The sequence below is a fragment of the Enterococcus cecorum DSM 20682 = ATCC 43198 genome, assembly GCF_000407565.1.
Classification (GTDB): Bacteria; Bacillota; Bacilli; order Lactobacillales; family Enterococcaceae; genus Enterococcus_E; species Enterococcus_E cecorum.
In genome coordinates this window covers 519,210-533,572 of record NZ_ASWI01000004.1, presented here as the reverse complement: position 1 = coordinate 533,572, position 14,363 = coordinate 519,210, and the positions used below count along the sequence as shown (strand labels likewise).

Annotated in this window: 16 protein-coding genes and 6 tRNA genes; 1 reads left to right on the top strand and 21 read right to left on the bottom strand. The window is 35.7% G+C overall.

Annotated elements, in window-relative coordinates; genetic code table 11:
- Nucleotides 1-37: 37 nt before the first annotated feature.
- The 5 genes from secA to I567_RS08605 form a co-directional block, all read right to left on the bottom strand.
- A complete protein-coding gene (gene secA, locus I567_RS08625; protein WP_016251837.1) occupies nt 38-2,554 on the bottom strand; it encodes a preprotein translocase subunit SecA in 2,517 nt (838 codons plus the stop codon).
- A 215-nt stretch (nt 2,555-2,769) separates the two neighbouring features.
- The gene (gene hpf / locus I567_RS08620) at nt 2,770-3,318 is read right to left on the bottom strand and encodes a ribosome hibernation-promoting factor, HPF/YfiA family (RefSeq protein ID WP_016251836.1); all 549 of its coding nucleotides are present in this window, start codon (nt 3,316-3,318) and stop codon (nt 2,770-2,772) included.
- Between the two features lie 144 nt (nt 3,319-3,462).
- A complete protein-coding gene (locus I567_RS08615) occupies nt 3,463-4,140 on the bottom strand; it encodes a ComF family protein (RefSeq protein ID WP_016251835.1) in 678 nt (225 codons plus the stop codon).
- A complete protein-coding gene (locus I567_RS08610; protein ID WP_016251834.1) occupies nt 4,130-5,437 on the bottom strand; it encodes a DEAD/DEAH box helicase family protein in 1,308 nt (435 codons plus the stop codon). Before I567_RS08610 ends, I567_RS08615 begins: the two co-directional genes overlap by 11 nt.
- An 80-nt stretch (nt 5,438-5,517) precedes the next feature.
- Nucleotides 5,518-5,844: a PTS sugar transporter subunit IIB gene (locus I567_RS08605; protein ID WP_216365281.1), complete on the bottom strand. Its 327-nt coding sequence runs from the start codon at nt 5,842-5,844 to the stop codon at nt 5,518-5,520.
- Nucleotides 5,845-5,993: 149 nt separating this feature from the next.
- On the opposite strand from I567_RS08605, the gene I567_RS08600 reads away from it, so the two are divergent.
- Nucleotides 5,994-6,626 (top strand): YigZ family protein, encoded by a 633-nt coding sequence (locus tag I567_RS08600; protein WP_016251832.1) that lies wholly within the window; start codon nt 5,994-5,996, stop codon nt 6,624-6,626.
- A gap of 43 nt (nt 6,627-6,669) precedes the next feature.
- On the opposite strand, the gene I567_RS08595 is transcribed toward I567_RS08600, so the two are convergent.
- From I567_RS08595 to I567_RS12475, 16 genes are all read right to left on the bottom strand, one after another.
- Nucleotides 6,670-7,377, bottom strand: coding sequence for a GntR family transcriptional regulator (locus I567_RS08595; protein ID WP_016251831.1), 708 nt, complete (start codon nt 7,375-7,377; stop codon nt 6,670-6,672).
- 122 nt (nt 7,378-7,499) lie between these two features.
- Nucleotides 7,500-7,571, bottom strand: a tRNA-Gln gene (locus I567_RS08590).
- 7 nt (nt 7,572-7,578) lie between these two features.
- Nucleotides 7,579-7,659: transfer RNA gene (locus tag I567_RS08585), tRNA-Tyr, on the bottom strand.
- Between the two features lie 23 nt (nt 7,660-7,682).
- Nucleotides 7,683-7,754 (bottom strand) — tRNA-Gln (locus I567_RS08580).
- A gap of 6 nt (nt 7,755-7,760) precedes the next feature.
- Nucleotides 7,761-7,841 (bottom strand) — tRNA-Tyr (locus I567_RS08575).
- A gap of 23 nt (nt 7,842-7,864) precedes the next feature.
- Nucleotides 7,865-7,936: transfer RNA gene (locus I567_RS08570), tRNA-Gln, on the bottom strand.
- A 7-nt stretch (nt 7,937-7,943) separates the two neighbouring features.
- Nucleotides 7,944-8,024: transfer RNA gene (locus tag I567_RS08565), tRNA-Tyr, on the bottom strand.
- A 97-nt stretch (nt 8,025-8,121) separates the two neighbouring features.
- Nucleotides 8,122-8,352, bottom strand: coding sequence for a DUF2969 domain-containing protein (locus I567_RS08560; RefSeq protein ID WP_016251830.1), 231 nt, complete (start codon nt 8,350-8,352; stop codon nt 8,122-8,124).
- A 108-nt stretch (nt 8,353-8,460) separates the two neighbouring features.
- Nucleotides 8,461-9,111, bottom strand: coding sequence for a CBS domain-containing protein (locus I567_RS08555; RefSeq protein ID WP_016251829.1), 651 nt, complete (start codon nt 9,109-9,111; stop codon nt 8,461-8,463).
- Nucleotides 9,112-9,114: 3 nt separating this feature from the next.
- On the bottom strand, nt 9,115-9,816 hold the full coding sequence (locus I567_RS08550) for an ABC transporter ATP-binding protein (protein WP_016251828.1): 702 nt from the start codon (nt 9,814-9,816) through the stop codon (nt 9,115-9,117).
- Entirely contained in the window at nt 9,816-10,592 is a 777-nt protein-coding gene (locus I567_RS08545) for an ABC transporter ATP-binding protein (RefSeq protein ID WP_016251827.1), read from the bottom strand. The genes I567_RS08550 and I567_RS08545 overlap by 1 nt, the downstream gene beginning before the upstream one ends.
- Nucleotides 10,573-11,550: a branched-chain amino acid ABC transporter permease gene (locus tag I567_RS08540; RefSeq protein ID WP_016251826.1), complete on the bottom strand. Its 978-nt coding sequence runs from the start codon at nt 11,548-11,550 to the stop codon at nt 10,573-10,575. Before I567_RS08540 ends, I567_RS08545 begins: the two co-directional genes overlap by 20 nt.
- Nucleotides 11,551-11,559: 9 nt before the next feature.
- On the bottom strand, nt 11,560-12,438 hold the full coding sequence (locus I567_RS08535; protein WP_016251825.1) for a branched-chain amino acid ABC transporter permease: 879 nt from the start codon (nt 12,436-12,438) through the stop codon (nt 11,560-11,562).
- Nucleotides 12,439-12,507: 69 nt separating this feature from the next.
- The gene (locus tag I567_RS08530; RefSeq protein WP_016251824.1) at nt 12,508-13,689 is read right to left on the bottom strand and encodes an ABC transporter substrate-binding protein; all 1,182 of its coding nucleotides are present in this window, start codon (nt 13,687-13,689) and stop codon (nt 12,508-12,510) included.
- Between the two features lie 166 nt (nt 13,690-13,855).
- Nucleotides 13,856-14,122, bottom strand: a complete 267-nt coding sequence (yidD, locus tag I567_RS08525; protein WP_016251823.1) for a membrane protein insertion efficiency factor YidD — start codon at nt 14,120-14,122, stop codon at nt 13,856-13,858.
- Between the two features lie 62 nt (nt 14,123-14,184).
- The gene (locus I567_RS12475; protein ID WP_016251822.1) at nt 14,185-14,361 is read right to left on the bottom strand and encodes a DNA-directed RNA polymerase subunit beta; all 177 of its coding nucleotides are present in this window, start codon (nt 14,359-14,361) and stop codon (nt 14,185-14,187) included.
- Nucleotides 14,362-14,363: the final 2 nt, after the last annotated feature.

Below are 14,363 nucleotides of genomic sequence, written 5' to 3'. Positions count from 1 at the left end.
CACGGGGCTGCCTAACTAGACACCCTCGTGAGTAATGCTATTTGACATTTTTTCCGTGACAATTCTTATATTTTTTGCCACTTCCACATGGACATGGATCATTACGACCGACTTTTTCCACACGGACAGGTTTACGCCCAGCTGAATTCGTATCTTCAGTTAAGTTCGTTTGTTGTGGTGTTTGTGTTTGCTCACGTTGAACATTTTGACGAATTTCGGCTTTCATAAATAATCGAGTGACTTCAAATTCAATTGCGCCAATCATTTCTTCAAACATCGTGAAGCCTTCTGTTTGATAAGCAACTAATGGATTATTTTGTCCATACGCACGTAAACCAATGGATTGACGTAATTGGTCCATCGCATCAATATGCTCTGTCCAGTTCGCATCAACGACACGTAAAATCACGACCTTTTCAAATTCAAGCATTTGTTCTGGACTATTAATATGTGCTTTCTTTTCATCAAAAACTCCTTGTGCACGATGGTATAGATAATCTTTAATTTCTTGTTGAGATTTGCCTGCTAAATCAGCCGTTTGAATTGTATCTTCATGGACTAAAGCATTTTTCGCAAAGTCCACAATTGCTTCTAAGTTCCAGTCTTTCTGTTCAACTTGGGTGTGCGCCTCTACCATACGATCGATTGTACGTCTAACCATATTCATCAACACTTCATCTAGACTATCTTCAGCCATAATAATTTGTTGACGTTGACCATAAATCACTTCACGTTGTTCACGCATCACATCATCATATTGCAAGACATTTTTACGTGTATCATAGTTATTTCCTTCAACACGTTTTTGGGCCGCTTCAACTTGACGGGTAATCATCTTACTTTGAATCACTGTATCCTCATCAGCTAACTTCATACGATCGAATAATTGTTTCACACGATCTGAACCAAAACGTTTCATCAAATCATCTTCAAGAGATAGGTAAAATTGTGAAACACCAGGATCTCCTTGACGACCAGAACGACCTCGCAACTGATTATCAATGCGGCGGGATTCATGACGTTCTGTTCCAATAACCGCTAAACCGCCTAATTCAGCTACTCCTAACCCTAATTTAATATCCGTACCACGACCAGCCATGTTTGTAGCAATGGTTACCGCACCTTTTTGACCAGCGTTTAAAACAATCTCAGCTTCTTTAAAATGGTTTTTCGCATTTAACACTTCATGTGGAATACGTTCTTTTGTTAATAAATTAGATAACAATTCAGAAGTTTCAACCGCAACCGTACCTACCAAGACTGGTTGTCCTTTGCGATAGCGTTCTTTAATATCTTGTACCACTGCTTTAAATTTGCTATTTAATGTTGTATACAAGATATCTGGACGGTCATCACGAATAACAGGTTTATTGGTTGGAATTTGGATAACCTGAATATTATAAATTTCGCGGAATTCTTCTTCTTCTGTTTTAGCTGTCCCCGTCATCCCCGCTAACTTCTTATACATTCTAAAGAAGTTTTGGAATGTAACAGTTGCCATTGTTTTCGTTTCGTCTTCGATATCAACATTTTCTTTAGCTTCAATCGCTTGGTGTAATCCATCAGAATAACGACGGCCATCCATAATACGACCTGTAAATTGGTCAACGATTAAAACTTTACCTTCTTGCACTACATAATCGATATCGCGTAGCATAATATAATTTGCCCGTAAAGCTTGATCTAAATGGTGCGTTAATGCAGTATTTTCAATATCATATAGGTTATCTAAGTCAAAATATTCTTCTGCCTTTTCAATTCCAGTTTCTGTTAAACTAATAGTCTTTGATTGAATATCAATTTTATAGTCGATTTCTTCTTTCAGTTTCTTAACAAACATATCCGTCCGTGTATAAAGGGCAGTGGATTTTTCCGCTTGTCCTGAAATAATTAATGGTGTACGGGCTTCATCAATTAAAATTGAATCTACTTCATCGACAATTGCATAATTTAACGGTCTTTGTACCATTTGATGACGATATACCACCATATTGTCTCTTAAATAGTCAAACCCTAATTCATTATTTGTACTATATGTAATATCACAAGCATAGGCTGCACGTTTTTCTTCTGGACTCTTAGAATTAATGTTTAATCCCACAGTTAAGCCTAACCAATTATATAATTCACCCATTTCAGTAGAGTCACGAGTTGCTAAATATTCATTAACAGTAACCACATGAACCCCTTCTCCAGTTAAGGCATTTAGGTATACCGGCATGGTAGCAGTTAAAGTTTTACCTTCCCCTGTACGCATTTCAGGGATATTACCATCGTGTAAAACAATCCCTCCCATTAACTGTACATGATATGGGTATAAACCTAAGACACGTTTCGATGCTTCACGAACAACTGCAAAAGCTTCTGGTAATAATTGGTCTAAAGTTTCTCCATTTTGATATCTTGCTTTAAATTCATCTGTTTTAGCTTGCAAATCTTCATCGCTTAAAGCCGCCATCGTATCTGCATAGCTTTCCACTTGATTTGCAATCTTATCAAGACGTTTTAATTCTTTTTTATCATTCTCAATCATTTTACGAATAATATTTGCCATCTATTTAAAAACTCCTTTAATAATTTCTGCTCTAAGAACAATCTCCCTACCATTTTATCACTATTTTTAAAGAATTGAAATATTTTCAGTGTATTATCTTTTCATTATTCGATGATTTTTAGTTGAACTTTGTCTCATGGTGAAGATTTTTCTATTATTTTATCGAGTATATTAAAAAAACGTCAAGGAAAATCTCCTTGACGCCCAAAGCTCATTTAATTTGTTTCGATTAAGCCATATTTACCATCTTTACGACGATATACAATACTAATGCCATTTGTTTCAGCATCTTCAAAGATAAAGAAATTATGACCTAACATATTCATTTGTAATACAGCTTCTTCACTATCCATTGGTTTTAATGAAAGGCGTTTTGTACGGACGATATCAGTTTCAGCTGCTTCTTCGTCAGCACTTTCATCTAATGTAAATACTGGTGCTTGATCGATCAGTGCCGTTTCGCGCGTACGACGATTAATTTTTGTCTTGAACTTGCGAATTTGACGTTCTAATTTATCAACTACCAAATCTACACTGGCATATAAATCAGGTGAAGTTTCTTCTGCACGCAATACTAAATATGGAAGCGGAATGGTCACTTCTACTTTTGCAGTCTTTTCAGTATACACTTTTAAATTCACATGTGCAGTTGCATCAGGTGCATTATCAAAGTAGCGTTCCAATTTTCCTACTTTCTTTTCCACGTAATTGCGGATTGCCTCAGTAACTTCGATATTTTCTCCACGAACATTGTATCTAAACATAACAATTGCCCCTTTCATCTGCCACTAAAGAATGATAAAGGACCACTCTTTATCTTCTTCTTGACTTTATTATATCATAGTTTTGTAGAATTGCAATTAAACCGTTACCAAAAATACTTGTTTTTATAAAAAATCTAGTTATTTTTATCTTGCTAAGGTAAAGGTCCTAATCTTTTTAGGTCGATAAGGTAATAAACACTCCGCTGCATAAAACATTGTCCTACCCGTTGTATATACGTCATCCACCAAAATGATTTCTTGATTCATAATCTTATTTTTATCTAAATTTACTTCAAAAGGTTGCGGCATTAACAATCTTTCTTCCCTGGTTTTCTTCGCTTGAGCAGTCGTATCGAGTTTCCTTTTTAATAAACATTCATAGGCAATATCCGCCTCAGATAAGATTGCTTCTACTTGGTTAAATCCTCTAGTCTGTTGGCGCTTTTCACTTAATGGAATGGGACAGACAATTGCATTTGAATCGTGTTTTAGTAATTTTTTTACCCTTGGTGCAAAGGTTTTTCGTAATTCAAAATGCCCTAAATACTTATATTGTTCAATCCACTCTGCAAACCCATCATTATATTTAAAAATCGCCTCTTGATGAAAATCATAACTAGGATATAACTTTTGCCATCTTTTACACTCATGACAGACTCCTGTTATTACTTCTTTTTGACATTTTTCACACCCAGCTTTTATTGGTTGAAACATTTTCTGACATAATGGACATAATTCACTACTTTCTAAAAGAAAAGGAAATAACAATTCTTTTACTGTAAGATTACGAATAATTGCTTGCTGACAATAACTACACTTCATTTTCAATCAATTCCCTTGCTAAGCGATTCATTTCTTTAATTTCCAAACATGCTTGCTTAATTGCTGGGGTATATTCATTTAACAAAAAATAGACATCACCATTTACGTTTTGCCCTTTACGATCTGCTCGGCCAGCAATTTGCACCAAAGCGGACTTACTATAAACTTTATGATGTGCTGCAATGACTATCACTGCAACTTCATCAATCGTAACCCCACGCTCTAGTATAGTTGTTGTAAAAAAGAGTTCATATTCATGTTGCCGCAATTTTTGAACCTTGATTTGTCTATTCGGATCAACAGCTGAAACATCGGTCATCGCAATTTGTGGTAAATGTTTTTTAGTAAATTGGCATAATTCACTCGTATACGCGATACTAGGACAAAAGATTAAAACATGCCACTTTTTCACTAATTGCGAAATCAACTGAAGATATCGCCTTGCAGCTATTGGATGTTGCGTTAATTTATCACAATGTTCATTATAGACTAATTTAGGTACGATCAAAGGTCTTTGGTGAAAACGAATGGGTAATTTGATTATTTCATAATTATCTAATGTTGTTAAACGTCTGAGCAAATGATTCGGAGGTGTGGCTGTAAGTAAAACATTCATGCCTCCTTCTTTCAAACATTGCACACTTGCAAAATGTAATATCTCATCACCTTCATAAGGAAAAGCATCAATTTCATCAATAATCAATAAATCAAAAGCCTGATAAAAATGAATCAGCTGATGGGTTGTACAGACGAGCAATGAGTGTTCGCGATAAGGTTCTTTAGCGTCACCATACATTAAATAAACATCTTCATCTGAAAAAGCCTGACATATCCGGGGATAAAGTTCAAGACAGACATCTATCCTCGGTGATGAAATAGCCACTCGTTTGCCACTTTTTAAAAAGGTTAGTATTAATTCAAAAAGCATTTCCGTTTTGCCTGCTCCTGTCACGGCCCAAACTAAGGCATGGTGATGTTGCTCTAAACATTTACGCAATTGATTCGCCACTGTTTGCTGATTTTTCGTTAATTTACCAGTCCAAGTGCAGATAGCTTTTCTAGGCGAAGTTGGACGAGCTTTTTTCGAACACAACACCTCATTTTGCGTTAGTCTACCAAATTGAATACAATATGGACAATAAAGGGTGTTATTTGGTAAAGTATAACGACTATCTATCCTTTGATTACACCGTTGACAGCGATTTTCTAATATTGCCGGTCGAATCCACCACTCATTCTCATCTAACTGTGCACTTCGCTCCATACTCAAAACCTGCACATAACCATCTTCATACATATCATCACCTACTATACTATTTTACTTCACTTATTAAATACGCAAAAAAAGCAAGATAGCGTGTTGCTAATCTTGCTTTTTTAAATTTTTTGATGCACTTTTAATAAATCTAATGCATGTTGTAAAATATTTTGACTATTTAGCATACCATAATCAGTCATATCAAGCACTTCAACAAGCGTCTGTTTATCTGATAAAAGCAATTGAAATTTATCTTTCATAAATCGAACTTGTGGACTCAAATACACCAAATCAGTTGGATGCTGCGCCACATAATCCAGCGCTTCTTGTGTAGAGATGGCAGTCACTTTAACAGGTAAATCTTGTTCATAAATCACTTGTTGCATCTTTGAGATTAACATACTTGAACTCATGCCAATTGTACAAACAAGTACCACATTTTTCATTTTCACTATCAAGACCCCTATTCAATATTCTTAAAACATATTATGTCTTTTTCTGATAATTTTGTCAATTTAATTGTAAAAAATCATATTTACTTGCGCGAAAAAATTTTTTAAATATACTACATTTGTATGTATAAAAGGAGATTAATATGAAAGAAGCTTACTTTACAATTTACCAAAATGGTGAACACCAAATTGAAATTAAAAAATCAAAATTTATTTGTCACTTATTCCGCATCGAAAACGAAGAACAAGCCAAAGAATATATTGCAAAAATCAAAAAAGAACACTACAAGGCCAATCATAATTGTAGTGCCTATATGCTTGGTGAAAACTTCGAAATCCAACGAAGCTCTGATGATGGCGAACCTAGTGGAACAGCTGGTGTCCCCATGCTAGAAGTTCTGAAAAAGAATCAATTACAAAATACGCTTGCCATTGTCACAAGATATTTCGGGGGAATTAAACTTGGTGCAGGTGGCTTAATTCGTGCCTACTCTACAAGCGTGAGTGAAGCACTAAAAGAAATCGGCATTGTACAAGGAAAGCTACAACAAATTCTTGATATCATCATCGATTATCCTCAATTAGGAAAACTACAAAATTATCTAGAAAATGAACAAATTGCAATTCAAGAAATCGATTATTTAGAGCAAATCACGGTTAAAGTGGCCATCGATATCAATCAATGCGAATCTTTCCAGAATGCGCTCATCGATTTATTTAACAACCAACTTTCCATCCAAATATTAGATCAAAAATACGTTGAAAATTTAATCTAAATAAAAAGATGAGCAGATTGATGTTTTATCTACTCATCTTTTACTATTTTTCAAGATAAAATTCAAAGCGACTTCCCACATACTGACTACGCACATATTCAAATGGCGTACCATCATCAAAAAATGAAATTTGTCTCATCCGCAGAATCGCTTCCCCTTTTTTAACATCAAGATACTCAGCTACTTGTTCAGATGCTAAAATTGCGGTAATGGTCTGATTCGCCGCTCCAATTTGATAACCACCTTTTTCTTCAAAAGTAGCATATAAAGATGCAGTAATTTCTTCTTTACTAAATGGTCGAATAAGCCGTTCTGGAATCGAAGCTACCTCGAAACAAATAGGAATACCGTCAGCAAAACGAATCCGCTCCATCCTTAAAATCATTTCATCGTCAGCTAGTTTTAATTTTTCTTTTTCACTTTTACTTGGTGTCACAATCAAATAGGCCAAAACCTTACTGGATGGTACTCGACCTTGATTTAACATGATTTCAGTAAAACTGGTGGTCCCCTTCATTTGCTCTTGAACTTTTTGGCGTGCAACATAAGTACCTGAACCTATTTTACGTTCTAAAATCCCTTCATCAGCTAAAGTCTGTATCGCTTGCCGTAAAGTCATCCTACTTACACCAAACTGAATGGATAAATCTCTTTCAGAAGGCAGACGATCCCCAATTTTCCAATGATTTGCTTCGATTTTTTCTTTTATCTCATCATGGATCCGAATATAAACCGGTACATTATCACCCATAAAAAAAATCTCCTTCATTACTTTGCATTCATTTTAGCATACTTGAAAATCTTCATGCAATATACGATTCAAAAAGATAATAAAAAAACAAGGGCCACTACCCTTGCTAAACGAATATATAACTGGGGTAGCTGGATTCGAACCAACGTATGAGGGAGTCAAAGTCCCTTGCCTTACCGCTTGGCTATACCCCAAGAAAAGTGGAGGAGAGTGGATTCGAACCACTGAACCAAAAGGAACGGATTTACAGTCCGCCGCGTTTAGCCACTTCGCTACTCCTCCATATGATTATAGGAAAAACCTAACTGGGGTAGCTGGATTCGAACCAACGCATGAGGGAGTCAAAGTCCCTTGCCTTACCGCTTGGCTATACCCCAAGAAAGTGGAGGAGAGTGGATTCGAACCACTGAACCAAAAGGAACGGATTTACAGTCCGCCGCGTTTAGCCACTTCGCTACTCCTCCATATGATTATAGGAAAAACCTAACTGGGGTAGCTGGATTCGAACCAACGCATGAGGGAGTCAAAGTCCCTTGCCTTACCGCTTGGCTATACCCCAAGAAAAGTGGAGGAGAGTGGATTCGAACCACTGAACCAAAAGGAACGGATTTACAGTCCGCCGCGTTTAGCCACTTCGCTACTCCTCCATATGTTTTTCAAGTCAACTATTAAATAGTACTATAAAATAATAATTATTTCAAGAGAAAAACATAATTTTTTTGAATAAATAATGCGTAAAGCTATTTATTCTTGTAAATTCCAACGCATTAAAATCGTTTCAATTGCAGCATCTAAACTACGATCTGTTTGAATTTCTTCTTCATTCATAAAACTAACAAAAGATTTAGGCCCATAATGTAATACTTCACCAATAGTCTTTTTACCAATTGCAAGCTGGGTAACATCATAATTTGTACCATCTATTTGTTTCGTTGTTTCTACGACTTGTACTTGAATATCTTTATTTTTCTTCAATGTTCATCCCTCTTTTCTTAACATATCTATTCTAATCAAACCATCTAGATACTGTCAATAAAAAAATATGGCCAATCCTCACTTGAATTGGCCATCAAAATGCTTTTATTACATAATCGTATTCGTTAGCACAACATCAACTAACTCATAATCATCGCTAGTCAATACTGCTTTCACCTTTTCAACATCCTTAGTTGCTAATTGAATTTCCACAAAGATTCCTTTAGATAAACGATTAACCACTATCGTTTCAATATTCATTTGAGCATCTGCTAGTTCCTTAGCAATCACCGCTAAAATACCATGGTGTTCCTTAGTGATTTTTAGTGTAACTCTGACGCCACCATTTTCATAACCAGAAATCTTTAAAAAGGCATCAAAAATATCGTTATTCGTGATAATGCCCACCAATTGATTCTTTTCCATTACAGGTAAGACACCAATTGATTTTGTGCGCATTACTTTTATGGCATCTTCCAACAACGCATCAGCCTTAATTGTGGTAACATCTGTTAACATGACATCGCCAACCTTAGTTTTATTAATCAAATAATTCAGTTCAAATACACTTAAACTAGTTGCTTTTGAAGGCATCGACTCTTGAATAACCCCTTGCGTAATCAAGCCAACCAATTTATGATCTTCCATCACCGGTAAGCGATGAATATCGTGCTTTTTCATCAAGTCAATCGCATCAAATATAGGTGTTTGTGGTGTTACGGTAATTAACTTTTCCGTCATAAAATCTCTTACAGTCATGGTTTACCCCCCTAGATATGCTTTACGTACAGCTTCACTTGCCAATAGCTCTTTTCCTGTACCTTCTAATACAATTTTTCCAGTTTCTAATACGTAGCCACGATTGGCGATTGATAATGCCATTTTTGCATTTTGCTCAATCAATAAGACTGTTGTACCTTGCGCTTGAATTTCTTGAATGATAGAAAAAATTTCCTTGATAAAAATCGGTGCAAGTCCCATTGAAGGTTCATCTAATAATAATAATTTTGGCTTCGACATCAAAGCTCGTCCCATTGCAAGCATCTGTTGTTCTCCACCGGATAAAGTCGCAGCATCTTGATTACGACGTTCCTTTAAAATTGGAAACTTCGCAAAAATCTGTTCAAAATCCTCTTTAAGTGTACTATCTTTTCGTAAAAAAGCACCCATATCTAAATTTTCTTGTACAGTTAAGCCACTAAAAACATGCCGCCCTTCAGGAACTTGAGATAAGCCATCAGCAACAATTTTTTGCGGCGCAGCTTTCTCAATATTTTTTCCCTCAAAGATAATATGACCATTAGAAGGACGAACTAGACCAGATATTGTTCTTAAAATCGTAGTCTTGCCTGCACCATTGGCACCAATCAGGGAAACAATTTCGCCTTGTTTGACTTCAAAGCTGACATTATGGACAGCTTGAATCATGCCATAATGAACAGATAGATCTTGTACTTTTAGCATTACATTTCCCCTCCTAGATACGCTTCAATAACTTTTGGATTATTCTTTATTTCCATCGGTGTACCATGGGCAATGACACGTCCATATTCCAACACATAAATTCGTTCACATACATCCATAACCAGACTCATATCATGTTCAATTAAGATAATGGTTAAACCAAATTCACGTTGGATTTTTCTGATTAATTCGGTTAATTCAGCAGTTTCTTGTGGATTCATCCCAGCAGCTGGCTCATCTAAAAATAAAATTTTCGGCTCAGTAGCTAATGCCCGCACAATTTCCAAACGTCTTTGTTCACCATACGGCAAGTTTTTGGCTAAGGTATTAACTTTTTGATCCAAATCAAAAATTGCTAATAAATCTTTGGCTTTTTGTCGCATCTCTTCATCATTTTTATAAAACTGTGGTAAACGTAGAATGCTTGAAAACACCCCTTTTGCATGTTTGGTATTCATCGCAATCAAAACATTATCCATTACTGTTAATTCTTTAAATAGCCGAATATTTTGAAAAGTACGTGATAAGCCTAAATCTGCAATCTTGTATGGTTTCATGCCATTTAAGCGATTTTCCTTACCTTCAACAGTAAATAAAACATCACCTTCAGAAGGTACATACACGCCAGTCAATAAATTGAACAAGGTCGTTTTGCCGGCCCCATTTGGACCAATTAACCCAACTAGTTCATTTTCTTCTAAAGTTAGATTCACACGTGAGACAGCAGTAAGCCCACCAAAATTTTTAGTTAAATTTTTAACGTCCAACAGAGGCATTGACATCGTCTCCTTTCTTCGTGAATTTATCAATGATACGTTTCACTGAAAATTCCCATGTACCTAATAAGCCACTTGGTTTAAAGATCATGATAATAATCAAAGTAAGCGCGTAAAGAATCATTCGTAAGTAGCCAAAATCTTGTAAATACATATTTAAAATCCCTAAAACAACAGCAGAAAGCACTGCACCCGTTGTACTACCGATTCCACCAAATACAACAATAATCAAAATATCAATGGTCTTCATAAATTGGTAGTCTTTAGGGAAAACAGATTGTTGGTAACTTGCAAACAAAGTTCCGGCAATACTTGCTAAAACTGCACCAATCACAAAAGCGAGTACTTTATATTTCGTCGTATTAATTCCCATCGCTTCAGCAGCAATTTCATCTTCACGTACCGATAGTATGGCACGACCTGGCGCACTATTCATCAAGTTAGAGACTAAGATAATCGAAATTAAAGCAAAAACAAAAACGACTTCCCATGTGGTAACTTGTGGTAACCCGAAAATTCCTGAAGGTCCATTTGTGATATCTCTAAAGTTCACAATCAAAATACGGATAATTTCTGCGATCCCTAAAGTAGCAATGGCCAAATAGTCTCCTTTTAAGCGTAAAGTAGGTAGACCAACTACATAGGCAACAATACCAGAAACAAGCATACCTACGAATAAGCCCATAATAAAACCACCATATGTCGGATTGCTAGAAGTAATGATAGCACAAGAATATGCTCCAATTGCCATAAAACCAGCATGTCCCAAAGAGAATTGTCCTGAAAAACCAATAATCAAATTTAACCCAACTGCAGCAATAATATTAATACCAATATTAACAATAATCGCATCGGTAAATAACGTGATGAACCCGCCATTATATAAAGCAAGCAATACCCCATAAACAACTGCGGCAATAGCTACCCAGGCGATATTATATTTTATATTTTTCTTCATCTTGGGCACCTACACTTTCTCTTTAACATTTTTACCAAGGATACCAGCCGGACGTACGAAAAGAATAATTATTAAAATCAAGTACACCAAAGCATCCTTATAATCAGAAAATCCAAAAGCAGTGGAAATTGTTTCAATCAAGCCAATCACAAATCCACCTAAAGCCGCACCAGGAATAATCCCAATACCACCTAAAACCGCAGCAATAAACGCTTTAAGTCCTGGAGCAACCCCCATCATTGGATCAATTGAATTATAATACAAACCAATTAACATACCACCGGCAGCAGCTAATGCAGATCCAAGCGCAAAGGTAAAGGAAATGGTTCGGTTGACACTAATTCCCATTAATTGGGCAGCATCTGCATCCACACTCACAGCCCGCATTGCTTTACCCATCTTAGTCTTCTGAATAATTAATTGTAACAATACCATTAAAACAATAGATACAACTAAGATTAATACTTGAATATTGCTTACTTCAATAAAGCCAAGATGATAAGTTTTCCGAGTGATATCTTGTGGAAATGGTCGTACATCTGGCGAAAAGAAATAAATCATAATGTTTTGTAAAAAGAAGGATACACCAATTGCTGTAATCAAAGCAGAAATACGTGTTGATTTTCTCAAAGGACGATAAGCTAAAAATTCAATGGTTACACCTAATAAAGCACAGGCAATCATTGAAATAATCATTGCTGGGAAAAAACCAATTCCCGTATTATTTAATAGGAAATAGCCAATAAAACTACCAATCATATAAATCTCACCATGGGCAAAGTTAATCAACTTGATGATTCCATATACCATGGTGTAACCTAATGCTAATAAGGCATAGATACTTCCCAGGAACAAACCATTTATTAACTGTTGAATGATTGCTTCCATATTGCAAATCTCTCTTTCTATATAAAGTTTAAAAGAAGGAGGCTGACCTGAGCCAGACCTCCACTTTCATTATTTTGCATTGATGGTTTCTGCAGATGATTCTTTACCATCTGTTAAGCCAAGAATTACAAGTGATTTTTCAGGATTGTGGTTCTTATCAATAGTCATCGTACCAGTAACACCTTCAAAATCCTTCAAGTTTGCTAAGCCTTTTTGAATGGCTGCAGAGTCTGCTGATTTTTGATCTTCAATTGCTTGTTTAATCATGTATAGTGAATCATAGGCTAAAGCGTTAAATGTTGAAGGTTCAGCATTGTATTTTGCTTTATAAGCTTCAATAAACGCAGGTACCTTATCAGTTGCAGGTGCCTTTGTAGAGAAGTGGGTACTATAAAATACATTGTTTACATTTTGTGCTCCAGCTGTTTGTACCATCTTTTCATCACCAAAACCATCTGCACCGATGATTGGTTGCGTAATTCCTAATTCACGAGCTTGCTTAATGATTAAACCTGCTTGTGTGTAATAACCTGGAACATAGATAGCATCAAAATCTTTTCCTTTAAGTTTTGTTAATACTGCTTGAAAATCCTTATCATCTTGTGTAAAGTTTTCTTCTAGAACAATTTCACCTTTGTATTCTTTCTTGAAAGCTTTGGTTAATCCAATCGCATAATCACTTGAATTATCAGCCAAAATCGCTACTTTTTCAGCTTTTAATTTATTTGTTGCATAATCAGCTAACATAATTCCTTGGAAACTATCTTGGAAACATGAGCGGAAAACATATTTCTGAACGTCCTTGCCATTTAAAGTAATTGAGTCATCAGTTGCAGATGGTGAAATGACTGGCACCTGTGCTTTCGTCATATTTGGAATCACAGTTTTGGTTGCTCCTGATGTTGCTGGTCCAATAACTGCTACAACTTTATCATTAGTCACTAAGTTTGCTGCGACTGTGGCTGCTTCATTATTGTCAGATTTATTATCTTTGACAACCAACTTCACTTTTTTACCCAAAATACCGCCGTCTTTATTAATTTGTTCTGCAGCTAATTCCACACCATTTTTTTCAGCGCTACCATAGGCTGCTACACCACCAGATAATTCAAGGTTCACCCCAATTTTAATGGTGTCTCCAGATTGTTTGTTTCCACCACCGGCAGCTCCTTTACCACCACCTGGTGCAGCGCTACATGCTGAAAGTAATACTAAACCTGCTACTAAATAAGCTAATTTTTTCATTTTCATCCTAGTTGTCCTCCCTTAATACCATTTAGAATATGTCAACAATATACATAAAAATTTTCTAATTGTCAACAGAATTTTCAGAAAATTTATTATTTTAGGAAATATAATTCAATTCGGAAAAATATACACAATTTAAAAGCGTTTGCAAAAAAGGACCAACAAAATCCTAATCCTTATAATTAGGACGATGTTGATCCTTTGTATTTCGCTTCAATGAAAATGTTAAAGGCACATAATCGACACCCCCCTTTACAAATGGATGACATCTTAATATCCTTGCGATCCCCATTAATGTGCCTTTAAATGCCCCATGAACTTTAATCGCTTGAATCATATAGTTCGAACAGGTCGGATGATAGCGACAACTAGGCGGAAATAATGGAGAGATAAAACGTTGATAACCACGCACAATTGCAATCAGAAATTTTTTCATTTGTTTTTCCTCCAACTATAAAAATTGACTAGCAAGCTATCTTACTAGTCAACCTTCTTATTTTACTTCAAAAAATCAAAAATATGGTACCAGATAGCTGGATTTAACACTTCAAGTGGATGGCCATCACCAATAATACCATAACCAATCACTAAACCAACAAAGAATAACAGCACTGCTAAAATAAATACAAAAAATATTTTAAATAAAACATTTCTAATATAGCGAGTATTTTTCATAA

Bases quoted from the DNA above. Each gene is read 5' to 3' on its own strand.
- hpf (WP_016251836.1), bottom strand. From the start codon at position 3,318: ATGTTTAGATACAATGTTCGTGGAGAAAATATCGAAGTTACTGAGGCA.
- I567_RS08605 (WP_216365281.1), bottom strand. From the start codon at position 5,844: ATGAAAAATGTGGTACTTGTTTGTACAATTGGCATGAGTTCAAGTATG.
- secA (WP_016251837.1), bottom strand. From the start codon at position 2,554: ATGGCAAATATTATTCGTAAAATGATTGAGAATGATAAAAAAGAATTA.
- I567_RS08540 (WP_016251826.1), bottom strand. From the start codon at position 11,550: ATGAAGAAAAATATAAAATATAATATCGCCTGGGTAGCTATTGCCGCA.
- I567_RS08600 (WP_016251832.1), top strand. From the start codon at position 5,994: ATGAAAGAAGCTTACTTTACAATTTACCAAAATGGTGAACACCAAATT.
- yidD (WP_016251823.1), bottom strand. From the start codon at position 14,122: ATGAAAAAATTTCTGATTGCAATTGTGCGTGGTTATCAACGTTTTATC.
- I567_RS08615 (WP_016251835.1), bottom strand. From the start codon at position 4,140: ATGAAGTGTAGTTATTGTCAGCAAGCAATTATTCGTAATCTTACAGTA.
- I567_RS12475 (WP_016251822.1), bottom strand. From the start codon at position 14,361: ATGAAAAATACTCGCTATATTAGAAATGTTTTATTTAAAATATTTTTT.
- I567_RS08610 (WP_016251834.1), bottom strand. From the start codon at position 5,437: ATGTATGAAGATGGTTATGTGCAGGTTTTGAGTATGGAGCGAAGTGCA.
- I567_RS08555 (WP_016251829.1), bottom strand. From the start codon at position 9,111: ATGACTGTAAGAGATTTTATGACGGAAAAGTTAATTACCGTAACACCA.
- I567_RS08530 (WP_016251824.1), bottom strand. From the start codon at position 13,689: ATGAAAATGAAAAAATTAGCTTATTTAGTAGCAGGTTTAGTATTACTT.
- I567_RS08535 (WP_016251825.1), bottom strand. From the start codon at position 12,438: ATGGAAGCAATCATTCAACAGTTAATAAATGGTTTGTTCCTGGGAAGT.
- I567_RS08595 (WP_016251831.1), bottom strand. From the start codon at position 7,377: ATGGGTGATAATGTACCGGTTTATATTCGGATCCATGATGAGATAAAA.
- I567_RS08545 (WP_016251827.1), bottom strand. From the start codon at position 10,592: ATGCCTCTGTTGGACGTTAAAAATTTAACTAAAAATTTTGGTGGGCTT.
- I567_RS08550 (WP_016251828.1), bottom strand. From the start codon at position 9,816: ATGCTAAAAGTACAAGATCTATCTGTTCATTATGGCATGATTCAAGCT.